Origin of the sequence: Flavobacterium cellulosilyticum (assembly GCF_004349355.1) — a bacterium.
In the GTDB taxonomy this organism is placed as follows: Bacteria; Bacteroidota; Bacteroidia; order Flavobacteriales; family Flavobacteriaceae; genus Flavobacterium; species Flavobacterium cellulosilyticum.
The window spans coordinates 23669-47143 of record NZ_SMFK01000016.1 but is presented as its reverse complement, the minus strand read 5'-3'; the positions used below and the strand labels follow the sequence as shown (position 1 = coordinate 47143).

Annotated in this window: 21 protein-coding genes; 8 read left to right on the top strand and 13 right to left on the bottom strand. The window is 33.1% G+C overall.

Annotation, left to right across the window (positions count from 1 at the left end; all coding sequences use genetic code 11):
- Positions 1 to 58 precede the first annotated feature (58 nt).
- Positions 59 to 856: a uroporphyrinogen-III C-methyltransferase gene (gene cobA, locus E0F76_RS16660; protein WP_132008792.1), complete on the bottom strand. Its 798-nt coding sequence runs from the start codon at positions 854 to 856 to the stop codon at positions 59 to 61.
- Positions 857 to 1084: 228 nt separating this feature from the next.
- Here cobA and era point away from each other — a divergent pair, with 228 nt between their 5' ends.
- Positions 1085 to 1966, top strand: a complete 882-nt coding sequence (gene era, locus E0F76_RS16655; protein ID WP_132008885.1) for a GTPase Era — start codon at positions 1085 to 1087, stop codon at positions 1964 to 1966.
- A gap of 232 nt (positions 1967 to 2198) precedes the next feature.
- Here the strand turns inward: era and E0F76_RS16650 are convergent, their stop codons facing one another.
- Positions 2199 to 2696 carry a hypothetical protein gene (locus tag E0F76_RS16650; protein WP_132008789.1) on the bottom strand — a complete coding sequence of 166 codons (498 nt, stop codon included), beginning with the start codon at positions 2694 to 2696 and terminating at the stop codon, positions 2199 to 2201.
- Between the two features lie 181 nt (positions 2697 to 2877).
- Between E0F76_RS16650 and der the strand changes: the two genes are divergently transcribed.
- The 3 genes from der to E0F76_RS16635 all read left to right on the top strand — a co-directional run bounded on the left by der (position 2878) and on the right by E0F76_RS16635 (position 7718).
- Positions 2878 to 4188 carry a ribosome biogenesis GTPase Der gene (gene der, locus E0F76_RS16645; protein ID WP_132008786.1) on the top strand — a complete coding sequence of 437 codons (1311 nt, stop codon included), beginning with the start codon at positions 2878 to 2880 and terminating at the stop codon, positions 4186 to 4188.
- A gap of 206 nt (positions 4189 to 4394) precedes the next feature.
- Positions 4395 to 7151 (top strand): outer membrane beta-barrel protein, encoded by a 2757-nt coding sequence (locus E0F76_RS16640; protein WP_132008783.1) that lies wholly within the window; start codon positions 4395 to 4397, stop codon positions 7149 to 7151.
- A 111-nt stretch (positions 7152 to 7262) separates the two neighbouring features.
- Positions 7263 to 7718: a hypothetical protein gene (locus tag E0F76_RS16635; RefSeq protein ID WP_132008780.1), complete on the top strand. Its 456-nt coding sequence runs from the start codon at positions 7263 to 7265 to the stop codon at positions 7716 to 7718.
- Positions 7719 to 7811: 93 nt separating this feature from the next.
- On the opposite strand, the gene pstB is transcribed toward E0F76_RS16635, so the two are convergent.
- From pstB to E0F76_RS16580, 11 genes are all read right to left on the bottom strand, one after another.
- A complete protein-coding gene (gene pstB, locus E0F76_RS16630; protein ID WP_132008777.1) occupies positions 7812 to 8573 on the bottom strand; it encodes a phosphate ABC transporter ATP-binding protein PstB in 762 nt (253 codons plus the stop codon).
- A complete protein-coding gene (gene pstA / locus E0F76_RS16625) occupies positions 8570 to 9409 on the bottom strand; it encodes a phosphate ABC transporter permease PstA (RefSeq protein ID WP_132008774.1) in 840 nt (279 codons plus the stop codon). Before pstA ends, pstB begins: the two co-directional genes overlap by 4 nt.
- Before the next feature lie 11 nt (positions 9410 to 9420).
- On the bottom strand, positions 9421 to 10314 hold the full coding sequence (gene pstC, locus E0F76_RS16620; protein WP_132008771.1) for a phosphate ABC transporter permease subunit PstC: 894 nt from the start codon (positions 10312 to 10314) through the stop codon (positions 9421 to 9423).
- A 96-nt stretch (positions 10315 to 10410) separates the two neighbouring features.
- A complete protein-coding gene (locus tag E0F76_RS16615; protein ID WP_132008768.1) occupies positions 10411 to 11346 on the bottom strand; it encodes a PstS family phosphate ABC transporter substrate-binding protein in 936 nt (311 codons plus the stop codon).
- Between the two features lie 56 nt (positions 11347 to 11402).
- A complete protein-coding gene (locus tag E0F76_RS16610; protein WP_132008765.1) occupies positions 11403 to 12827 on the bottom strand; it encodes an alginate export family protein in 1425 nt (474 codons plus the stop codon).
- A 258-nt stretch (positions 12828 to 13085) separates the two neighbouring features.
- Positions 13086 to 13499, bottom strand: a complete 414-nt coding sequence (locus tag E0F76_RS16605) for an RrF2 family transcriptional regulator (protein WP_132008762.1) — start codon at positions 13497 to 13499, stop codon at positions 13086 to 13088.
- 249 nt (positions 13500 to 13748) lie between these two features.
- Positions 13749 to 14573, bottom strand: a complete 825-nt coding sequence (locus tag E0F76_RS16600) for a TPM domain-containing protein (RefSeq protein ID WP_132008759.1) — start codon at positions 14571 to 14573, stop codon at positions 13749 to 13751.
- 3 nt (positions 14574 to 14576) lie between these two features.
- Entirely contained in the window at positions 14577 to 15014 is a 438-nt protein-coding gene (locus E0F76_RS16595) for a TPM domain-containing protein (RefSeq protein WP_132008756.1), read from the bottom strand.
- Positions 15015 to 15134: 120 nt separating this feature from the next.
- A complete protein-coding gene (locus E0F76_RS16590) occupies positions 15135 to 15728 on the bottom strand; it encodes a LemA family protein (protein WP_132008753.1) in 594 nt (197 codons plus the stop codon).
- An 88-nt stretch (positions 15729 to 15816) separates the two neighbouring features.
- A complete protein-coding gene (locus E0F76_RS16585) occupies positions 15817 to 16149 on the bottom strand; it encodes a MerR family transcriptional regulator (RefSeq protein ID WP_132008750.1) in 333 nt (110 codons plus the stop codon).
- A gap of 48 nt (positions 16150 to 16197) precedes the next feature.
- The gene (locus tag E0F76_RS16580; RefSeq protein WP_132008747.1) at positions 16198 to 17175 is read right to left on the bottom strand and encodes a M23 family metallopeptidase; all 978 of its coding nucleotides are present in this window, start codon (positions 17173 to 17175) and stop codon (positions 16198 to 16200) included.
- 332 nt (positions 17176 to 17507) lie between these two features.
- Here E0F76_RS16580 and alaS point away from each other — a divergent pair, with 332 nt between their 5' ends.
- The 4 genes from alaS to E0F76_RS16560 all read left to right on the top strand — a co-directional run bounded on the left by alaS (position 17508) and on the right by E0F76_RS16560 (position 23466).
- A complete protein-coding gene (alaS, locus tag E0F76_RS16575) occupies positions 17508 to 20144 on the top strand; it encodes an alanine--tRNA ligase (RefSeq protein ID WP_132008744.1) in 2637 nt (878 codons plus the stop codon).
- A gap of 233 nt (positions 20145 to 20377) precedes the next feature.
- A complete protein-coding gene (locus E0F76_RS16570) occupies positions 20378 to 21172 on the top strand; it encodes a hypothetical protein (protein ID WP_132008741.1) in 795 nt (264 codons plus the stop codon).
- Positions 21173 to 21845: 673 nt separating this feature from the next.
- On the top strand, positions 21846 to 22796 hold the full coding sequence (locus E0F76_RS16565; protein ID WP_132008738.1) for a GSCFA domain-containing protein: 951 nt from the start codon (positions 21846 to 21848) through the stop codon (positions 22794 to 22796).
- 1 nt (position 22797) lies between these two features.
- On the top strand, positions 22798 to 23466 hold the full coding sequence (locus E0F76_RS16560; protein WP_132008735.1) for a DUF4230 domain-containing protein: 669 nt from the start codon (positions 22798 to 22800) through the stop codon (positions 23464 to 23466).
- Positions 23467 to 23475 lie beyond the last annotated feature (9 nt).

Sequence of the window (23475 nt, the reverse complement as noted above, 5' to 3'; positions counted from 1 at the left end):
TCGGAAATTAGTAATACAGTACCAATGTGTTTAATTTACGAATTGGCAGTTTTTTTAATTATACCATTATATCCAAATTCTGAAGAACAAACTCATCATTCGAAAAATCTTCCTGACTAAAAGTAGTCAGTTGAGAAGAATGTTTTACTACTTCGCCAATAACAATAATGGCAGGTGACGAAATTTGATGTTCTTCAACTAATTTAGAAATGCTACTTATGGTTCCAACTACCTTTTTTTCGGTGCTTTGTGTTCCATTTTGAATAATGGCAATTGCTAAATCGTCTGTTCTATTATTTTGATAAATTGAAACAATTTCAGCTAGTTTATTCATTCCCATCAAAATCACTACGGTTGCCGATGATTGTGACGCAAGATGAACATCTTTTGATATTTTATGGTTGGATGTTGTGCCCGTAATTACCCAAAAACTCTCAGATATTCCACGTTGCGTAAGGCTAATTCCATTCGAAGCAGGAACCCCTAATGCGGAGGATATTCCTGGGACAATCGCAGTTTCTATTCCAAATTGTTGTGCAAATTCAATTTCTTCGCTCCCTCTTCCAAATACAAAAGGATCACCTCCTTTTAGTCGCACCACATGACCCATTTTTTTCGCTTTTGAAACGATAAGGTCGTTAATCTGGTCTTGACTGTAAGCATGACAACCGATTCGTTTTCCAACAAAAACACATTCCGCTTTCGTTGCATACTGCAATAATTCCTCGTTTACCAGGGCATCATACAAAACGACATCGGCATTTTCTAATGCTTTAATCGCTTTAATGGTAATTAATTCAATATCACCAGGTCCAGCGCCTACAATTGTTAATCTTGGTTGAATGAAATTTTTCATATTCGGATATTTTATACAAAACTAAGTAAAAATACTTATGCAAATATACGTATTTTTAGATTCAAGATGATAATAAAGACAATTTTTTTAAATTCTATTTTTTATCTCCTGTATGGATTTACTGAAAAGTTCAATAGAATCGTTAATTTACCTACCTTTGCAAAAATAAATAAATAGCAATACTTATTAAAATCCTTTGGCTTTAAATAAGTGAAACGAACATACAATATGACACATAAAGCAGGTTTTGTAAATATAATCGGAAATCCAAACGTAGGGAAGTCGACTTTGATGAATGCTTTTGTTGGCGAAAGATTGTCCATCATTACTTCAAAAGCGCAAACTACCCGTCACAGAATTCTTGGAATTGTAAACGGTGAAGATTTTCAATTGATCTTATCTGATACTCCTGGAATCATCAAACCTGCCTATGAAATGCAGGAATCAATGATGAATTTCGTGAAATCCGCTTTTGAAGATGCTGATATTTTGATTTATATGGTTGAAATTGGCGAACAAGAACTTAAAGACGAAGCGTTTTTCAATAAAATTATCCATTCAAAAATTCCGGTTTTGTTATTGCTAAACAAAATCGATAATTCTAATCAAGAGCAATTAGAAACCCAAGTGGCCTTTTGGACAGAGAAAGTGCCGAATGCTGAAATTTATCCAATATCCGCTTTGCAGAATTTCAATGTTCCTGAAGTTTTTCAAAGAATAATTTCATTGTTACCAGAATCTCCAGCGTATTATCCAAAAGATCAATTGACGGACAAACCGGAACGTTTCTTTGTAAACGAAACTATTCGTGAAAAAATCTTGTTGAATTACAGCAAAGAAATTCCTTATGCTGTCGAAATTGTAACTGAAGAATTTAATGAAACGGATACCATTATCCGAATTCGTTCCCTTATTATGGTAGAACGTGAAACCCAAAAAGGAATTATTATTGGTCATAAAGGAGCTGCTTTGAAACAAGTAGGAATGGAAGCTCGTGCCGATTTAGAGAAATTTTTCGGTAAACAAATTCATATTGAATTGTATGTGAAAGTCAACAAAAACTGGAGAAGTAACGCCAATATGTTGAAACGTTTTGGGTATAATCAGTAATAATTAGTGGTCAGTATTCAGTGTTTAGTGGTCAGTAATGACAAAAAAGTCCTTAACTAAATGACATTGACCGCTATCCTTCACGTATGAATAGGGGTTGTAAAACGTGTTTTAGAGTTCAAATGAGCCCTGATAGTAGCGGCATCTCCCGTTTTAGAAAAACAGGGCTTTTTTGTCGTAGTTTTTGTTAATCGGGAATATAGCGAATAGCAGTATAAAGCTCCTAAAATAACTACGATTCTAAAATCTCTATAAATTTTGATTCCAATTCATTCATTTGACCATAGCCTTTAAATCGGATTTGTCTGGCAATGAAATAGAGTAATAACCAAACAATCACCATGAGCAACATCACGATTAAATCAGTGGAATTAGGTAGCGCCAACACATAATTGGAGTAGGCGAAAGCGCTAAAAATAATAAATATTCCGGCTATCATAAAGTGCAGAAATATAAAAAACGTCCATAAGTTGGGTTCGGGACCAAATAATCCACTGATATGTGTTTCATTATTTTCTTTTGAATCCAATTCCAGATGCAAATGAGGAGACCAAAATTCTTTTTTTGATTCTGGCATATCCATCCAAATATGATTGTGTTTTATCTTTAAAAGGCAATCAGAAGTGCCATTTATAGTGTAATTCTCGAATTTTTCACGAACAGTATCTATGTTTTCTTCTACATCTTTATAAAAACGCAAGCGAAGTCTGATGTCATTTTTATCATCCATAATAGAAATTTTTAATTCGAAAGTATTATTAATATTGCAAAATAGTAAAAAAATTGATAGTACGGGATTTAACACTACCTTTGCAAAAAATTAAAATATCATATTGCCTGCATTTTAAGGAATTATAGTTTTGGTATCTCCAGAATCTACTATCTAAAATCTGCACTCTAAAATAATAAAAATGAACAACATTGTAGCCATAGTAGGAAGACCAAACGTAGGAAAATCGACCCTTTTTAATCGATTGATACAAAGAAGAGAAGCGATTGTAGATTCAGTATCGGGAGTTACCCGTGATAGAAACTACGGAAAAAGCGAATGGAACGGAAAGGAATTTTCTGTAATAGATACAGGTGGATATGTTCGTGGATCTGACGATGTTTTTGAAGGTGAAATCCGTAAACAAGTGGAATTAGCCATTGATGAGGCGGATGTAATTATTTTTGTGGTTGATGTTGAAGAAGGCATTACTCCAATGGATGATATCGTTGCGAGACTTTTGCGTAAAGTAAAAAAACCAGTACTTTTAGCTGTAAATAAGGTGGATAATGCGATGCGTGAAAAAGATGCTATCGAGTTTTATAACCTAGGTTTAGGTGATTATTATACATTTGCCAGTATTTCTGGAAGTGGAACGGGAGATTTATTAGACGCTGTGATTGAAGCTTTTCCTGTAAAACCAGAACCAACTCAAGAAGAAATTGCTTTGCCTCGTTTTGCAGTTGTAGGTCGTCCTAATGCTGGAAAGTCAAGTTTCATAAACGCACTTATAGGTAAAGAACGCTTTATGGTAACAGACATCGCTGGTACCACTCGTGATGCTATTGATACTAAATTTGACCGTTTTGGTTTTGAATTCAACTTGGTAGATACAGCAGGAATTCGTCGTAAAGCGAAAGTAAAAGAAGATTTAGAATTTTATTCGGTTATGCGTTCGGTTCGTGCGATAGAACATGCCGATATATGTATTTTGATCATTGATGCCACTCGTGGATTTGAAGGTCAAGATCAAAGTATTTTTTGGTTGGCCGAAAAAAACCGTAAAGGAGTTGTGATTTTGGTAAACAAATGGGATTTGGTCGAAAAAGAAACGATGTCAACCCGTGATTATGAAGCTAAAATTAGAGAAGAATTGATGCCATTTACTGATGTGCCTATTCTTTTTGTTTCTGCATTAACGAAACAGCGTTTGTTGAAAGCTTTAGAAGCAACAGTTCAGGTTTATGAAAACAGACAACAGCGTATTGCGACTTCAAAATTCAACGAATACATGTTGAAAGTGATTGAAGCCTATCCGCCACCGGCAACAAAAGGGAAATATGTAAAAATTAAATATTGCATGCAATTGCCAACAAAAACTCCTCAATTTGTGTTTTTTGCCAATATGCCACAATATGTAAAAGAACCTTACAAACGTTACCTTGAAAATAAAATCCGTGAGAATTGGGATTTATCAGGTGTGCCAATTGATATCTATATTAGAGAAAAATAAAATTCACACTCCTAATTAGAAATAAATACCCCATAAAGTTAACTTCTTTTTGGGGTATTTTTTTATGGAATGCTTTTTTAGATAATTTTTACGACATTATTGTTTGAATTCTTACCCCTCAATTTGAACCCAATTTAAATAAGTGTTAGTACTACAATTAAACCTTTGGTATTTTATCTAGTCTTAATCGTTTAATAAAGCACCTTATGATAAAATTTCATTCTTTTTTGTTCCTTTTTTCTTTTATTATTTTTAATTCTATAAATGCTCAGAACACCATTGGAATCAAGGGAACAGTTTTAGATATTAATACCCAATTACCGTTAGAATTAGCTACAGTATATTTTATGAATGTCAAAGATTCTACAGTTTTAGAACTTTCTAATACGGATAAAAATGGTGAATTTATATTTAACACCAAAAAATATGAAAAACCGTTTTATTTAAAGGTGAATTATATGGGATACCAGACCTTTATAGAGGAGCAAAAAGGACTTTTTGAATCTAAGGATTTTGGTAAAATATACTTACTTCAAAATGTAAATACTTTAGAAGATGTAATAATTACCACAGCGCCCCCCATTCGTATTAAAAAAGACACTTTAGAATTTAATGCGCAATCTTTTAAGGTTCGACCCGATGCTAATGTTGAGATTATGTTGAAGCAATTGCCTGGTTTCGAAGTGGATAACGATGGTAAAATCACTGTTAACGGAAAAGAAGTAACGCAGTTTTTGGTAAACGGAAAAGCTTTTTTTGATAAAGATGGAGCAATGGCTCTAAAAAATTTGCCAGCTGATATTATTAATAAAGTCCAGGTTTCTGACTTTAAAACTAAAAAAGAAGAATTATCGAAACAAGATTCTACTTCTGATTATTCTAGTATTAATTTAACCATTGACGAAAAGAAAAACAAAGGCTATTTTGGTAAATTTCTTGCGGGTTATGGTACCGATGATCATTATGAAAGTAGTGCGATAGTAAATTTCTTTAAAGGAAAGCAAAAAATAAGTGTTTTGGCCTCCTCCAATAATATTAATGCTACTGGATTTTCAATGGATGAGGTTTTTGATAATATGAGCGGTGGAAGGAATAGTAGAGGAGGGAGAAATACAGGTAGCGGAAAAGGAATTACCCAATCCAATTTAATTGGAGTCAACTATTCAGACGATTGGACTAAAAAATTATTAGCTTCAAGCAGTTATAATTTTAATGATTCCAGTACCAAAAACGAAAGTAAATCAAGTCAGACGAGTTTCTTGCCTACAGGAAATATTTTGACTGAATCAGGTTCTAAAACCAAAAATGATAATACTGGAAATAAAGCTAATTTTGAATTGGAATATAATATAAATCCAAAAACAAGACTTGTAGTTTCGCCAAAACTCAATCAATCTCGTTCTAATAATAGTTCGGATTCCTCCAGTTTTTCAAAAGATGAAAATGGGCAATCATTAAACGAAAGTGCTTCTAATTCAAACAATGAAAATTCAAACACTAATTTTTCAAATTCCATTAACTTCAATAAGGCGTTTGAAAGAAAAGCACGTAATGTTAGTTTGGTTTTTAATAATAACAACTCAAAAACGGATTCTAATGGATTCAATCTTTCAAAAACTATTTTTTACCAAAATACGAAGCCCAATGACGAAAGAAATCAAAACAGTAGTAATGACAACTCTTATAATTCCTATTCAGCCGATATTGAATACACAGAACCAATAACGGATTCGTTGCGTATTCGATTTGGTTCTGATTTTGATTGGAATAGTGAAAAGAATGACCACAAGACGTATAATTTTGATACAAGTACTCAAATGTATTCAGACTTAAACGGATCTTTGAGTAATTATACTACTTCACGTAAAAATTCGATAAGTCCAAAAGTGGGGATTTCTTTCGAAAAAAATAAATTCACAGTGAATTTAAATTCAAGTACAACAATTATTGATTATGACAATCATTCCTTTTACTTGAATACTAATACGGATTTGAATAAAAAATATGTGTTGCCTTATGCTAGGTTTCAGCTAAGATATAAATTTGAAAGATCTAAATTTATTACTTTTAAGTATGATTATTCTAATAGTCTTCCAACACCAACCCAATTAATGCCTGTATTGAATTTGTCTAATCCATTAAATACTATCATAGGAAATCCAAATTTGAATCCTAGTGAGAAAAACACCGCAAACATTAATTTTAGAAATTATGATTTTCGAACTCGATCTGGGTATTCCTTGTATATAAATGGAGATTATAGTAACAATGAAGTTGTTGCCACCTCTGTTTATGATGCCGATGGAGCTAGAAATACTACCTATGTCAATATTTCAGGAACCTATTCTGCTTCAATCGGAGCAAATTGGAATCAGACCATCAAAAGAGAAGCTCATGTTTTTAGATATGGATTGGGATTAAGCGGAAATTATTCTTTTGACAAGGGATATACAAATGCTGTTTTATTTAATGCAAGAGCGATAGGAATTACTCCTAGAGCTTATTTGTCCTATGATTATGGTGAGTTACTTACCATTGTACCTGCTTATAGTTTATCCTATAATGAAACAAAATATGAAAATTCATCAAGAGCTGCTTCTTCAAATGTAGTTCACAGAATTAATTTGCAAACGACATCCTATTGGCCTAAAAACTGGATTTTTGGTAACGATTTTGGTTATACTTACAATTCCAAAATTTCTAATGATTTCAAAAAAGACTTTTATTTATGGAATACCAGTTTGTCTTATGGTTTTTTCGATAAAAAAATGTATTTAAAAATAAAGGTTTATGATATTTTAAATCAAAATCAAAGTGTTACAAGGACTATCTCTGCAACATCGATTCGAGATGAAGAGAATACTGTTTTAAAGCGTTATGCTATGTTTTCCGTATCTTATAAATTAGGGAATTTTATGAAAAAAGAAAGAGGGTCAAGAGGAAGAGACAGAGAAGAGGATTGATTTTAAGTCTTCCTCTAATTCGTTTAAGCTTAGTGATTTATTTTATAAACTAAGATTAAACCTTTATTAAAAACTACTGTCTTATTTGTTCAAACTTAAATAATTTATAAAATGAAAAAATTAATTATTGCTGCATTGTTAGTTGTAAGTGTATCCACTTTTGCACAGGAAAGCACTGGAATGAAAAACAAATCGGATAATGGCTCTCGTGAAATGAGGTCACCCGAAGAAAGAAACGAAGCTCGATTAAAAAAAATGACAGCCGATTTGAATTTAGATGCCAATCAACAAGCTCAAATCAAATTAATTATTACGGAGCAAACCAGTAAAATGGAAGCGATGAGAGCAGAACGAATGGCTAATAAAGACAATGCTAAACCTTCTAAAGAAGATCGCGAAGCCATGAGAGCGAAAAGAAATGAAGAAAAAACGGAAATGGATAATCGAATAAAAGCGGTATTGAACCCAACGCAATTTGAAAAATACAAAGCGATGGAGGAAGCCAATAGAGCAAAAATGCAAGAAAGAATGCAAGAACGAATGGGTAATAATGCGGGTGGAGAATAGGTTTTTGTCTTTCTTTTGCTAATGAAACTAAAAAGTCTCAATTTTGAAAATATTTCAAATTTGAGACTTTTTTAGATTTATGTGGTTTTTGGGTTAACTCAAAAAACCTTTTACATATTCTTTGGTTAGTTTTTCTTTAGGGTTAAGTAAAATTTCTTCAGTCGGACCAAATTCTATTATTTCACCCATATAAACAAAACCGATGTAATCAGAAACTCTTCTGGCTTGGCGTAGAATATGTGTTACTAATACAATGGTATATTTGTCTTTTAATTGCATAAACAATTCTTCTATCGCTTGAGTCGAAATCGGGTCTAATGCTGAAGTTGGTTCATCACCCAAGATAATTTCAGGTTCAATTGCAAGCCCTCTAGCCAAACACAATCTTTGTTGTTGGCCTATAGAAAGTCGAGTGGCAGGTGATTTAAGTCGGTCTTTTACTTCGTCCCAAAGGTTAACCCCTCGAAGATATTTTTCGACTATTGCATCTAATTCGTTTTTTTTATGTTTTCCGTGAATTCGATGACCATAGGCAACATTATCATAAATGTTCATTGGTAAAGGAAAAGGTCTTTGAGAAAGTAAACCCATTTTTTTTCGGATGTGAGTGACTTCCACTTTTGGGTCATAAATATTTTCACCGTCAACCAATACTTTTCCTTCTACACGAACATCTGTTTGATGGTCTAGTAATCGGTTCATAGTTTTTAATAACGTAGTTTTCCCACAGCCGGAAGGGCCGATTAGTGTTGTGACTTTTTTATCTGGAAAGTCAAGATTAATATTTTTAAGGATATGGTTGTCACCAATATGCACATTTAAATTTTGTATGCTGATATGAGGTTGTAGGATCATATTTTATTTTTTGAAAGGTTTTTACTTGCTGTTTTTGCTGTTATACTAACGATTAATACAATTATTGTAAGCACTACCGCTGAGGCATAGGCTCGGTTTTGTACTTCTTGAATTGGACTACTCAATTGAAAAAAAATGGATAATGGTAATGTGGCTGCAGGTTGGTCTAAAGAAGTTGGTATACTATCTGTAAAACCTGCTGTAAATAATACACAAGCAGCATCACCTATTGCTCTACCAAAGGATAATAATATGGCGGTTATAATCCCTGGAATTGACTGTCGCAAAACAATTTTTGCAGTTTCATATCGTGTGCCTCCTAATGAATAAACAGAATTCTTCATGTCTTCCGGAACGACTCTTACAACTTCGTCCATTGTTCGCACCAAGATTGGAATTATAAGTAATGTTACGGTTATTATTCCCGCTAATAATGAGGTTTTTAAACCCATATATACCATAATTGTAAATCCAAAAGCTCCATAAACAATAGATGGAATTCCAAATAATATGTCATAACTCAATCGAGTTATGGTAGTTAACATCGAATTTTTCTTTGCATAGATATTGATGTAAATTACTATTGGAATACTAATCACAAGTCCCAATATAGTCGCTCCAATTGAGATATAAAGGGATCCAATAATGGCATTTAGAATACCTCCGCCTTTTCCAATATAAAAACCTCCTTCGGGAATTTTTGAAACCATGTCCCAATTTAAAGATCCCAAGCCTTTTGAAAATATGGTGTAAACTATCATAAATAAAGTGCTGCTAACTATTAAAGTGCACGCTATCATTATGATTTTAAATATATTTTCTTCTAATTTTCTCATTTCTTTAATTATTAATTGTTGCTTTTTTCAATTCGAAATAAAATCAATCTCGCTATTGCATTAAACAAAAAGATAATGACAAATAGGAGTAATGCAGCAAACATTAAGGCTGAATCGTACATCGGGATTGACATCATTTCTCCATAATTATTAGCTATTAAAGCAGGCAATGGATAACCAGAATCAAAGATACTATTGGGAACTTGTGCCAAGTTTCCGCAAACCATCAAAACGGCGATGGTTTCACCAAATGCTCTCGAAATTGCCAACACTGTGGCGGCAACGATGCCATCAACTGATTTTCGAAGTAATACCTTTTTAACGGTTTGCCATTTTGTAGCTCCAACCGATAATGAAGCATCTCTCAATTCTTGCGGAACATTGTCGAATACCTCAATTAAGATGCTTATTATTAAAGGAAAAATCATAATTGCCAATACAATTCCTCCTGCCAAAACAGAATATCCTGTTGTAAATTCCACAAAATGAGGTGCTAAATGATCTTGGATTATTGGAATAATAACTAAAACTCCCCAAACTCCAAATAACACAGGTGGGATCCCTGACAATAATTCGATCAATGGCAACACCGTTTTTCGAATTCTAATAGAAGCATATTCCGATAAATAGATGGCTGTAAAGAGCGATAATGGTAAAGCTATCACAATGGAAATCGCAGTTACCCATAGCGTTCCCATAATAAAGGGGTAAAAACCAAAAGCTTCTTTAAAGGGTTTCCATTCAGATGATGATAACAAATTCCATAATGAACTATTGTTTAATAGAGGAATAGATTTATAATACAAACCTATTCCAAGAAAGACTACAGTAGATATGGAAAGAATGGTAAGCGTAAAGAATATTTTTCCGAATACATTGTCTTTTACTAATCGTATGTTTTTCATTTATTTGTTATTAAGGACAACTCGTGAATTTATTCAAAACCTTTGGTTTGTTTTAGTAATGACGAGATGCAGGTTTAATATTTGAATTAGATTTCCTTATTTCACTTTCTCTAATTCTTTACTTAGTTTTTCCTTTGAAAATTTGATGTATCCCGCTTCATTAACAAACTGTTGGCCATTAGTCAAAATATATTTTATAAATGCTTTAACAATCGGATTATTTGGTTTGCCTGAGGTTACAAAATATAAATCTCTTGCAGGTGGCGAAGGGTATTTTCCACTAATAATTGCAGCAATTAATTGGTCAATATCACCATAAAAATTTTCATCTGGATCTAATTTTCCATTGTTGTTCAGGTCAATTGGCACAGGAACAACTCCATTAGTAGCTTTATTCGTTTTCATGTCATAGATGTATACAATGTTATTGAAACCTATACCAATTGGATCTCTTTTAACAGCTTGTGCCAGTCCAGGATCTCCAAAAACGGCAACCCCCAGTAAATCTTCTTGTTTCTTGCCAAAATAGCTTGCCCAAGTTTCTGCTGCTCCTGCAGCGTCTGAACGAGTATAAACATGAATTGGAGCATCACTTTTCAGGCCTAAAGCATTCCAAGTTTTATATTTTCCGGTAATAAAAATATTGTTGAAAGTTTCTTTTCGCACCCCTTTTTCATACAATGCTTTTTTATAAGGGCTTGAAGCACTAATTACAGGAATAACTGCATCTTTAGTTACCGCTACTGCGTAGGCTCCTTTTTTATATTCGGCACTATTCAATTCACGAGACACCAATCCAATATCTGTTACTTTAGATAATACATCGGTTATTCCTTTTCCAGCTCCACCTGCTTGAATGTCAATTTTTACATTTGGATGTATTTTTTTAAATTCTTCAGCCCATTTTACAGTTATAGGATATAAGGCAAATGCTCCAGAAATAGTGATGTTTCCTTTTAATTCTTGTGATTTTGCAGTTTGGACTATTGTTACTATTGCAATGGCTAATGCTACTATTTTAAATGTTTTCATTTTTTTTTAGGTTTTAAATCAAGCAGTGTTTTTTCTGCTTTAGTCTGTTGTTTTATTTAGTTAAATACTGTTTTGAATATTCGAGGAGTGAATTTTAATTGTACGTAAAACCATGTTGGTATTTTGCCCGCATCCCCAGACTTTTTGATTGCTGTCATGGTTTCGGTTGGCAAAGCAAATGCAAATCCAGTTTCAACATGTGTATAGTTATTCGGCTTGTAGCCAATTACTAAATCATGCTCATATCCCATGAATTTTGAAAGTTTTTGATTTGGAGTGAGAATAGCTGTTTTTTGAGTATAAAATAAATGACTATTGGAACTTACCTCCCATTTTGGACTAATGACTTTTGTTAGGTATAAATATGGATTTACTAAACCTGCGTTATTTAGATCTGCAGGGAATTTTGTAAATAAATCCAAGAATCCATTGAATCGATGTGCCACACCATATAAAGGCACAAAATTATGATCTACATTTCCGATAGTTCCATTGTCTCCACTCATGATTTCGGCTCCTAAACGGATTGAAATACTGTTTGTTTTGTTAAATTTAATTTCTGGTTGTACATACCAAGCTTTAAGTGATTTTTCAGTATTATTTCGACCCGATTGAATATACCCGCTAGTTGTTGCATACCAGTTTCCATAGGTGTATTCTAAACGACCTCCATAAGTTAGTCTCCAAACTGTTTTTTCTGAATTTGTTTTACTCTGATATCCATCTGCAGCTACAATGCTCGTTGCTGTAAATTTTGGTGTAAATTCATATTTCACATAACTTACAGCAAGTGTTTTGTAATTTGTCCAGGCACTTGGTGTTGCATTTGCTGGTGTAAGACTCAATTGATTAGGGGAATAGTCAGTCCCAAAAATACGCTCGGAGGTTTGATTAAAGGCTCCAATTAATTCTAAACTTATTTTTCCTTTATAGTATCTAAAATTTATTGCGTCATGTGCATTTGCATTTACTCGCCACTCATTTTCAGCAAAAAGCCTTTGATTGTCAAGAACGATACGTTGTCGACCTATACGGATTGAGAAGTTAGGTGTTATAAAAGGCTCTACATAACCTTCAAATAATTGTATAGTGCCATCTAAGCCTCTTGGATCATGTGAACCCCAAACACGTGCGTCTTGTAATGAAAGTACGGTGTTAAAGGCGTCTCCATGTTGATAGCTAAAGTTTAACCTACTACGTTGGTTTACAAAAGCAGCTGGTACAGTTGCATCGGTTGGAATAGATCCATATCCATCTCGGTATTCAAATCGGTTTTTAATTTGCAAATCAATCTGAAACGTTTTGTCTTTTGGTTTTGCTTGTTGATTTATCGCGTAATTAGCTCTTATGGAATCTGCTTCGGTTTGTTTAATTAGCCCTTTTTGTATTAGTATGTTGAATAAATCATCTGTAGATTGTGCAATTGCTGTTCCAATACTAAAAAAGGTAAGGATGATTAAGAATTGTTTTTTTGAATTCATTTTTTGTTTTTTTAATTCTAGATATGTTTATGTTTTTTTAAGCTGTAGGGTTTTGTTCATGAACAAAAGTTCCAATTGTTTTATACTATGCCCTTGGGCACATGATTATATTTTCATACCTAGATTTAAAAATTGATATACCCATTTTATTTGTTTTACTATATAACCAATTACATGTAATTAGTAGAATTAAAAATTAATTTCCGTGCAAATATATAATTAATTCTATATAATTAGTAGAGTTAATGAAATATTTTTTTATTTTTTTATCAATGAACCTATTGTAATGTTCTTCATCACCTTTAAAGTTTCATCTCGAATAGTTAATAATCCGAGTCTTAGTGAGCACTCAGACTCGGTTGTGCAGTCAGAACAGGGTTCGTAAAAATTAAGAGAGGCGCAAGGAAGTAAAGCAATTGCACCATCAAATAATCGGTGAATATCCGCTAATGTTATCTCGTTTTTAGATTTTAGAAGATAATATCCACCCAGTTTCCCTTGTTTGCTACTCACAAAATGACCTCTTTTTAGTTCCAATAAAATTTGTTCCAAAAACTTTTTTGGAATATTTGCACCTTGAGAAATATCCATTGTTTTAGCAATGAATCCTTCCTCTTGCTGCGCTAAATAAAGCAATGCTTTAAGTGCGTATTTGGCTTTGTGAGATAACATATTTATGGTTCAAAATTTATTTTAAAACCCTGCCGTGAGACAGGGGAGTATTTGATTTTTTTTGAATAATTTCATTTAAGAGATTAAAAAGTTATTCAGAAATTAGTTCAGATTTATTTGGGCTAATTTAATTAAAAGTTCGCGAAACTCGGCTGCGTAATTTGTGGATAAAAATGAATGTAAATAATCTTGTTGCTTTTTGATTAATTTCTCATCACTGACCACTTTTACTGCTCACTGCTCACTAATCTACCATCCACCGCTGCTTCCGCCGCCAGAGAAACCTCCGCCACCGAACCCGCCACCAAAACCTCCGCCTCCGCCAAATCCACCACCAGAGGAACCTCCTCCAAATCCGCCTCCGCCGCTGTTTCTACCTAAACTACTTAAGATTATTACATCTAGCAAGCTTGGTCCACCACCTGAGCTACCAGAATTTCCACCCCCTTTTTTGTTTTTAGAAAGAATAACAAGAATAACAATTACAATAATTATTATAGGTAAAACAGGAAAGTCTTTTTGTTTGTTTTTTTTTCTTTCGCCTTTGTATTTTCCTTTGAAAACATCAAACAGCGCATCAGCACCTTTGTCTAATCCATTATAATAACTTCCGGCTTTGAATTCTGGGACAATGATATTTCGTATGATTTCACCGCCAATTCCTGCAGTCAATCGGTCTTCAAGTCCGTAACCGGGATTAATGGCAATTTTTCTTTCATCTTTGGCAACCAAAATAACAACGCCGTTATCGTCTTTTGCAGTTCCACCTATTCCCCAAGTTTGTCCCCATTTTGTCGCGAGTTGACTTACATCTTCGCCTTTCAAACTTTCGATTGTGATAACGACAATTTGAGTAGTAGTAGAATCGGAATAACGAATGAGTTTTTCTTCTAATTGGGCTTTTTCATTAGCACTTAAAATGTTGGCATAGTCATAAACCGAAGTTTGAAGTTTAGGAATTTCAGGAATGGTATATTGGGCAAAAAGACTATTGAAAGTTAAAAAGATGACTAACAAAAAAGAGAATTGAAAAAGTCCTTTAGAATTTGAATTTTTATTTTTGGAAATTTTCATTGGTTATCCTTTTGATATTTCGTTAGATAGTTCATTAATGTCACCTTCTTGATACGGAAAGTTTTTCTGTAATTGTTGGCCAGCTTTGGTGATACCATCGATGATTCCTTGTTTGAAATTTCCAATTTTAAATTGAGTAGCCATAGCATCTTTCGTTGAGTCCCAAAAATCACTGGGAACGACATCATTTATACCTTTGTCTCCACAAATAATAAAAGCCTTATCTTTTACAGCAATATAAATTAAAACACCATTTTTGAGGTCGGTTTCATCCATTTTTAATAAATGAAAAACTTCCAAAGCTCTATCGTAATGCGCTAAGGAAGTTGTTTTCTCTATGTGAATTCGGATCTCGCCAGAAGTTTCTTTTTCGGCCACGCAAATAGCTGCAACAATCGCTTGTTCTTCTTCTTGGGTTAAAAAATTTTCAACTTTTGACATGTAAATTGTGTTTGAATGTAGAGTAACAATTTTTGATTCGAGAGCCAGCGAACTGGCAAAATATTTCAGAATTAACATTCTGGAATCAAAAATCGGTACTCATGAATTTTTAATTTTTTTTTAGAATTTTACTTCAACTGGTTTTTCAGCTCCTGCAACCGCTTGGAAATAAGCTTTTTCTTTAAAACCGAACATTCCAGCGAATATAGAATTCGGGAACGTTTTAATGTGGGTGTTGTAAGGCATTACAGCTTCGTTAAAACGTGTTCTGGCAGTTAGAATTTGGTTTTCAGTACTGGCTAATTCATCTTGTAATTTCAGGAAATTAGCATTGGCTTTCAATTCAGGATAGCGTTCAACGGAAACTAGTAATCTTGATAATGAACTACTCACTCCACTTTGGGCTTCATTAAATTGTGATAATTGTTCAGGAGTTATGTTTGTTGGGTCAATGGTTACCTGAGTAGCTTTTGCTCTAGCTTCGATTACTGCTGTCAAAGTACTTTTTTCAAAATCAGCTGCCCCTTTTACGGTGTTAACTAAGTTGCCAATAAGGTCATTCCTTCTTTGATAAGCTGTTTGTACATTTCCCCAACTTTGCTCTATAGTTTGATTTAAAGTTACGGCAGTATTGTTAATTCCTTTAACCCAGCCGTAAATTCCAAAAATCACAACAGCTGCAATAATCCAAGGTAAAAATTTTTTAAAATCCATTTTTTTGTTTAATTTAAAGTTTAGTATTTGTTTTTGTTTATTTTTTTAATTGCCATTGTCATTGATATTTCTAGTATCATTGCTTTTTTCAGATTTCATTTTTAATCCCAATCAACTGCGCTTTTATCGTTTCCAGTTTACTTATAATGTCAAATTTATCCAAAGTTTTCTTTTGACCTTCTTTCAAATGTGTTCTAGCCCCTTCGAGAGTAAAACCCCTTTCTTTGACCAAATGATAAATCAATTTTAAATTTTTCACATCTTCGGGCGTGAACATTCGATTGCCTTTGGCATTTTTCTTTGGTTTAAGAATGTCAAATTCACTATCCCAAAATCGAATAAGTGAAGCATTAACGTCGAAAGCTTTGGCAATTTCGCCAATACTATAATATCTTTTGTCTTGAGAAAGTTCTATGTGCATATCTTTACTTTATTTTTTTCTATCTGACCACTGCCTACTATTTCAGTATTAATCAAATGACTGATTCTCTTGGTTTGCTAATTGTGCAATGGCAACATATTCCACCGCCGAAATATTTCCGTAATAAAAGTTCAGCGGATTAACCACTTTTCCGTTTTTATGTACTTCATAATGTAAATGTGGCCCTTCAGATCTACCAGTAGTTCCTACATAACCTATCACGTCTCCGCGTTTTATTCTTTGCCCAGCTTTGCAATTGTATCGACTTAAATGAGCGTATAATGTTTCATATCCAAATCCATGATTTATGACGATGTGATTCCCATAACCAGAGGCAGTATTATCTGCTTTTGCAATAACGCCATCACCCGTTGCGTATATAGGTGTTCCAGTTTTAGATGTAAAATCCATGCCTTCATGCATTTTTCTGGCCTTGGTAAATGGATCTGTTCGATATCCAAAACCTGAAACCATTCTTTTCAAGTTTTCGTTTCTCACCGGTTGAATGGCAGGAATTGCAGCAAGTAATTTGTCTTTTGCTTTTGCTAATTTCAAAATATCATCCAATGATTTTGACTGGACCGACAATTCTTTTTGCAATATATCAATACGTTTTGTTGTATTGATAACCAGTTGCGAATTATTATAACCCTCTAAATCTTTGTATCGATTCATATCCTTGAAACCAGATTTTCTTTCCACTTCAGGTATCGGAGAAGCATTAAAATAGACTCTATAAAGATTATTGTCGCGATCTTCAATAAATGAAATTACCTTATCTACTTCATCCATTTTTTTATCTAAAATAGCATAACGCAATTTCAAATTTTCGATTTCTCGAGCTTGCGATCTGTTTTTTGGAGTTTCAAAATAAGGGGTGTTCAATAATACTAAGAAACTCAATAATCCAAACAATGCCGAAGCCAATAAAAACAGGAATGCAAATCCAAATTTTTTCCTCTTTTTTGTTATAATTTTTCGATATGCTAGATTTTCGGAATCGTAATAATATTTTACTTTCGCCATATTTTAAAATACCCTATTTTTGCACCTTGTAAAAAGTTAGTCGAACAAATTTAATGAATGTTTCATTTGTTACACCCTTTTTTCAAGAATAATTATTTTAATGTGCCTTTTCCAGCTATTCGTTACAAGTTCTCGTCCTGAAATCTTTTTTTCTAATGAGCCAGCAGGAGCTTCCTTCGGTCGCTCTGCTAACTCAAGAAAAAATAAATTTCAAAACTTCTAAGCTTTCCACTGTTATCTGGGGCATAAAAAGTTATTTCGATGATTTGGTTATTCGTTTTTACGAGACAGCCGATTAAACAATTAACCCATTAACCGATTAAACAACAAAAATGAAATCACAAGACATTCGCAAAGCGTATCTACAATTCTTTGAAAGTAAAGGACATTTAATTGTTCCTTCTGCTCCTATAGTTCTAAAAGACGATCCAACCTTGATGTTCAATAACTCAGGAATGGCTCAGTTCAAAGAATACTTCTTAGGGAACGCCACCCCTAAAAGCAATCGTATTGCTGATACTCAAAAATGCCTTCGTGTTTCAGGAAAACACAATGATTTAGAAGATGTAGGTTTTGATACTTATCACCATACTATGTTCGAAATGCTGGGTAATTGGTCATTTGGAGATTATTTCAAGAAGGAAGCATTGCCATGGGCATGGGAATTCTTGACCGATGTGCTGAAATTAGACAATGACCGTTTATATGTTTCCGTTTTTGAAGGAAACGAAGAGGAGAACGTACCATTCGACCAAGAAGCTTTTGATATATGGAAACAATTCGTTCCCGAAGATCGAATCATATTAGGAAACAAAAAAGATAATTTCTGGGAAATGGGAGACCAAGGGCCTTGCGGACCTTGTTCAGAAATTCATATCGATTTGCGTACTGATGCCCAAAGAGCAGCTGTTTCAGGACGAAGCCTTGTGAATGCAGATCATCCACAAGTTGTCGAAATATGGAATAACGTATTTATGGAATTCAATCGTAAAGCCGATGGATCACTTGAAAAATTACCAGCACAACACGTAGATACCGGAATGGGATTTGAGCGTTTGTGTATGGCTATGCAAGACGTGACTTCCAATTATGATACCGATGTGTTTACACCGCTTATTGAAAAAATCGAGGAAATCACAGGATATAGATACAGTTCAAACGAAATAATAGACGTTAGCGAAGAGCAAAACAAAACCAATATTGCCATTCGTGTAATCGTAGATCATGTGCGCGCTGTTGCTTTCGCTATTGCCGATGGTCAGTTGCCATCCAATACAGGAGCAGGTTATGTAATTCGTCGTATTTTGCGTCGTGCTATTCGTTATGGATTTACGTTTTTGAATACTAAAGAAGCGTTTATTTATAAACTAGTAACTGTTTTGGCGGATCAAATGGGCGATTTTTTTCCAGAAATAAAATCACAACAAAATTTAGTTACCAATGTAATACGTGAAGAAGAAGCTTCATTCTTAAGAACCTTAGACCAAGGATTACAATTGCTCGAAAATGTAATTGCAGCCACAAAAGGAAATGAAGTTTCGGGAGTAAAAGCTTTTGAATTGTATGATACTTTTGGTTTTCCAAAAGATTTAACAGCTTTGATTCTAAAAGAAAAAGGAATGACTTTCAACGAAGCCGAGTTTGACGCTTCGATGCAAGCACAAAAAACGCGTTCTCGTGCCGCTTCAGAAGTTTCGACTGAAGATTGGTCTGTTTTAATTCCAGGAAATGTGGAAACATTTGTAGGTTATGACCAAGCAGAAAATGAGGTGAAAATCACACGTATTCGCAAAGTAGATTCTAAAAAAGACGGTGTTTTATACCAAATTGTATTAGATGCGACTCCATTTTACCCAGAAGGTGGTGGACAAGTTGGAGATAAAGGAAGTTTAGTTTCAGCCAATGAAACGATTGAAATTATAGATACTAAAAAAGAAAATAACTTAATTCTGCACTTTGCCAAAAAGTTGCCAGAGAATATCAATGGTAGTTTTGTTGCTCAAGTAAATCAGGATTTGCGACGTTTATCTTCTAGAAATCACTCGGCAACACACTTGATGCACCAAGCTTTGCGCAGCATTTTGGGAACTCATGTAGAACAAAAAGGTTCTTTAGTAAATCCAAATTATTTGCGTTTTGATTTTTCGCATTTTGCAAAAATGACGGAAAATGAATTGCAAGAAGTAGAGCAGTTTGTCAATGCAAGAATCCAAGATCAATTACCTTTAATAGAACGAAGAAGCATTCCTATCCAACAAGCTTTAGACGAAGGTGCAATGGCTTTGTTTGGAGAAAAGTATGGAGATTCAGTTCGTGCGATTAAATTTGGCGAAAGCATAGAATTGTGTGGTGGAATTCACGTAAATAATACTGCCGATATCTGGCATTTCAAAATTGTGTCTGAAGGGGCAGTTGCGGCGGGTATTCGTCGTATCGAAGCCATAACGTCGGATGCGGTGAAAGCCTTTTTTGCAAGTCAAGAAACTACTTTAGGTGAAATTAAAGTGGCGCTGAAGAATCCTCAAGATGTGATAAAGGCAGTTCATTCCTTGCAAGAGGATAATGCAAAATTGAAAAAGCAATTGGAAGCGCTATTGAAAGATAAGGCAAAGAATATGAAAGGGGAATTGGCACAAGAACTTCAGGAAGTAAACGGAGTACAGTTCTTGGCTACGCAGGTTGATCTAAGTCCAGAAGGAGCTAAAGATTTGGCTTATGAATTGGGAACTTTAGGAACTAATATTTTTTTGGTTTTGGCGACAGCCGATGAAAATAAACCCATGTTATCCTGTTATATTTCCAAAGAATTGGTTGCTGATAAAGGATTGAATGCAGGTCAAGTGGTTCGTGAATTAGGAAAGTTCATTCAAGGTGGCGGAGGTGGTCAACCTTTTTTCGCAACAGCTGGAGGAAAAAAAGTAGAAGGAATTCAGGAAGCATTAACCCATGCAATTGACTTTATCAAATAATCCAATTTAAAAAAAAAATCAAAAACCCTTTTTGTAATCAAATACAAAAGGGGTTTTTGATTTTTAATTCTATTGCGATATTATTCTTTTTTTCAATTCAAAATCATTTTAATGCGCTGTTGGTCTGATAAATTGGCTAAATAGCGGAAAATTTTGTGGGTTTTTTTGAATTGATATATTTTTGATATTGTATCTGAGTTGCCCCATTCAGTTATATTATTGAATCAATATTTATGATGAAAATCTTTCAAGCCTACCATTGGATTGTTTTCCTTTTTTTAACGATACTATGTTCTTGTACTAATGATATAGATGACCACTTACAGCTTCTTAAACAAATAGTTGAAGTTAATGTTGATGGTTCTTCAACTACTACAGTACTTAGTTATGATGGAAATAAAATTTCAAGTATAGATAATAATGTTATACGTTCTGACTTTTTTTATACTGGTGATTTAATAACAAAAATCGAAGAGTTTGACAAAGTAAATAAGCATGAAAACACTTTGAAATATATTTATTCTAATAATGATTTAGTAAAAATAATTTCTTCTGATAACGATGTTATGAATTATACCTATAATACGGATGGTTCTATTTCTTATGAAAAATTGATGAAAAATTCAAACAACAATGATGTTAGAGTTTTTCACGGAATTTTATATTTTCTAGACGCGAATCTTATTAAAGATGATTTGATTTTTGACGATACTAGTGATAAAGTGTTACGTCGGAAATCTAGTACTCTAGAATATGATTATAAAAACAATGCATTGCGGAATATTTTAGGGTTCAATAAATTGCTAAATTATTATAAATCAATTTCATTAAATAATAGCATACTCAGTACTGAAGTAACTGAAGTTAAAAATTTAGATACTAATCAAGTCATTTCGTCAATTAAACTATTTAAAAGCGAATACAAATATAAATCTGGAGGTTTTCCAATAGAAATAATTTCAGAGAAGGTAGTTTTAGGTAACGGAGGAAGTTCAATTCATTTAAAAACAAAACTGTATTATGATTAATTTACTTATTTTTCTATTTCATAGAATAAAATCGCACAAAAAACAAAGTTCAGATGCTAAATCACGATTGTTTTTTATTTGGGATACATTCTAAATTGGCCTATAATTGCGCTTCTTTTTGTGTATTTTGACTGACATTTAATGAGTTTTATACTCCCATCATCTTTTATGCTGTTTTAATTTCAGCATCCTGAGATGTGGTATATTCTTCAGATTTGACTTTAAAATCATCTTCACTTAAGGAAGGATCAATTTTAAGATTTTTTTAAAGAATTAGTATTGTCTATGAGATGTTCTAATTTTAATTTAGGCTGCAGTTTGTGCAGTTTAGAAAAATATCTTAAAGATCAGCTCCTTTGAAAGCTTTTACAGCTGAATTTTCTTCTGTCGAAAGAGTTTATTGCTTTTGACCATTTGTATGTTTTCAGTTGAACAATTACTGCTTAAGTTAATTTATAATTGCAAATTATTATAATCTAAAGTTTAACTTTCCGAAATTATTAATCTTTTAAAAAGAAAGATAAATATTCAAGCAGGTTTTAAAACTAATAAATCATGTAAATTTGTAATTTTTAAATGTGTTTTTTATATTGTTTTTTTTTAATGTAAAAAAAAACGGAATAAAATTAAAAAACATATTAAGAAATTGTGATGCTTTATTAGCAATTAAATTATGAATTTCACCACAAAAGTTCCTTTATTAAAAAGTAAAAATCCAATAGATTATAATTCTAAAATTATGTCTTTGGGGTCTTGTTTTGCGGTTAATATATCAGAGAAATTTGATTATTTTAAATTTCAAAACACCTGCAATCCTTTTGGGATTTTATTTCACCCATTGGCTATCGAAAAATTAATTCATTTTGCAGTTTCCCAAAAACAATTTTCAGAGTCAGCTATTTTTTTTCAAAATGAACTCTGGCATTGTTATGATGCTCATTCGGATTTAAGTAATGCTAATAAAGAGGAATTAATTGCTAATTTGAATATGGTAATTACGTCAATGTTGAAGCAAATTTCAAATTCCACACATCTTATTATCACTTATGGGACCTCTTGGGTTTATAGAAATCGATCCAGTAATTCGATAGTAGCCAATTGCCATAAAGTACCTCAAAAGGAATTTGAAAAAGAAATTTTAGGAGTTGATACGATTGCCCAATCGATAAAAAACACCATTGCAAGCATCCAAAAAATAAATCCCGATTGTGAAATTATTTTCACCATTTCGCCAGTGCGTCACCTCAAAGATGGGTTTGTAGAAAATCAGCTTAGTAAAGCACACTTAATTACCGCGATCCAACAAATTCTAAATCCTAAATCTCAAAACCTAAATTATTTTCCTTCTTACGAAATAATGATGGACGAATTGCGCGATTATCGTTTTTATGCTGAGGATATGATTCATCCGAGTCAAATAGCGATAGATTATATTTGGGAACAATTTGCTGAAACTCATATTTCTCCGGAAACTCATTCTATTATGGAGGAAGTGGGTATGATCAAGAAAGGATTAGCGCATAGACCTTTTAATCCTGATTCAAAAAGTCATATGCAATTTATGGAAAAATTAGGCAGAAAAACAAGGGATTTAGAATCAAAATTCCCTCAAATACAGTTTTAAAATGACACAAAATAAGGATAACAAACCCAACTTTTTTAGAACTATAGCAAAAAACAGGAAACTAATATTGCTAGCCCTTTTAGTAATTTTTTTATTTTTGGGATATCGCTATTATAATTCAAATAAAGAGGACACTTCCACCTTAGATTACAATACCAATCTCATTCAGCAACAAATTCTAAACGTAGGAAAGCTGGTTGTTACAGAAGGTCATTTTGCCGAGGTGATCACCTATAAGGATAAAGATAAATATTTAATGGATATGATTTCTTTCGAGAAGAAAGCCATTGTAATCGTTAATGCCGATGTAACCGTTGCCTACGATTTGCATCTTATAAAATATGATATCGATGAAAAAAACAAAACTATTACGATTAAAAATATCCCAAAAGAAGAAATAAAAATTAGTCCTGATTTGCAGTATTTTGATGTGCAACAAAGCAAAATGAATCCGTTTACCGCTGAAGATTATAATAAAATCAATAAGATAGTTAAAGCTAATTTGGCTAAGAAAATTGAAAAATCTTCCTTAAAATCCAATGCTCAAAACAGATTGATTTCAGAGTTGTCAAAAATCCTTATCATCACCAACACCATGGGTTGGAAATTACAATACGAGGGACTAGAAATTCAAAAAGAAACTGATTTTAATCAAAAAATAAAGCTTTAAAGAGAGATT

Bases quoted from the DNA above. Each gene is read 5' to 3' on its own strand.
- cobA (WP_132008792.1), bottom strand. From the start codon at position 856: ATGAAAAATTTCATTCAACCAAGATTAACAATTGTAGGCGCTGGACCT.
- era (WP_132008885.1), top strand. From the start codon at position 1,085: ATGACACATAAAGCAGGTTTTGTAAATATAATCGGAAATCCAAACGTA.
- E0F76_RS16650 (WP_132008789.1), bottom strand. From the start codon at position 2,696: ATGGATGATAAAAATGACATCAGACTTCGCTTGCGTTTTTATAAAGAT.
- der (WP_132008786.1), top strand. From the start codon at position 2,878: ATGAACAACATTGTAGCCATAGTAGGAAGACCAAACGTAGGAAAATCG.
- E0F76_RS16640 (WP_132008783.1), top strand. From the start codon at position 4,395: ATGATAAAATTTCATTCTTTTTTGTTCCTTTTTTCTTTTATTATTTTT.
- E0F76_RS16635 (WP_132008780.1), top strand. From the start codon at position 7,263: ATGAAAAAATTAATTATTGCTGCATTGTTAGTTGTAAGTGTATCCACT.
- pstB (WP_132008777.1), bottom strand. From the start codon at position 8,573: ATGATCCTACAACCTCATATCAGCATACAAAATTTAAATGTGCATATT.
- pstA (WP_132008774.1), bottom strand. From the start codon at position 9,409: ATGAGAAAATTAGAAGAAAATATATTTAAAATCATAATGATAGCGTGC.
- pstC (WP_132008771.1), bottom strand. From the start codon at position 10,314: ATGAAAAACATACGATTAGTAAAAGACAATGTATTCGGAAAAATATTC.
- E0F76_RS16615 (WP_132008768.1), bottom strand. From the start codon at position 11,346: ATGAAAACATTTAAAATAGTAGCATTAGCCATTGCAATAGTAACAATA.
- E0F76_RS16610 (WP_132008765.1), bottom strand. From the start codon at position 12,827: ATGAATTCAAAAAAACAATTCTTAATCATCCTTACCTTTTTTAGTATT.
- E0F76_RS16605 (WP_132008762.1), bottom strand. From the start codon at position 13,499: ATGTTATCTCACAAAGCCAAATACGCACTTAAAGCATTGCTTTATTTA.
- E0F76_RS16600 (WP_132008759.1), bottom strand. From the start codon at position 14,573: ATGAAAATTTCCAAAAATAAAAATTCAAATTCTAAAGGACTTTTTCAA.
- E0F76_RS16595 (WP_132008756.1), bottom strand. From the start codon at position 15,014: ATGTCAAAAGTTGAAAATTTTTTAACCCAAGAAGAAGAACAAGCGATT.
- E0F76_RS16590 (WP_132008753.1), bottom strand. From the start codon at position 15,728: ATGGATTTTAAAAAATTTTTACCTTGGATTATTGCAGCTGTTGTGATT.
- E0F76_RS16585 (WP_132008750.1), bottom strand. From the start codon at position 16,149: ATGCACATAGAACTTTCTCAAGACAAAAGATATTATAGTATTGGCGAA.
- E0F76_RS16580 (WP_132008747.1), bottom strand. From the start codon at position 17,175: ATGGCGAAAGTAAAATATTATTACGATTCCGAAAATCTAGCATATCGA.
- alaS (WP_132008744.1), top strand. From the start codon at position 17,508: ATGAAATCACAAGACATTCGCAAAGCGTATCTACAATTCTTTGAAAGT.
- E0F76_RS16570 (WP_132008741.1), top strand. From the start codon at position 20,378: ATGATGAAAATCTTTCAAGCCTACCATTGGATTGTTTTCCTTTTTTTA.
- E0F76_RS16565 (WP_132008738.1), top strand. From the start codon at position 21,846: ATGAATTTCACCACAAAAGTTCCTTTATTAAAAAGTAAAAATCCAATA.
- E0F76_RS16560 (WP_132008735.1), top strand. From the start codon at position 22,798: ATGACACAAAATAAGGATAACAAACCCAACTTTTTTAGAACTATAGCA.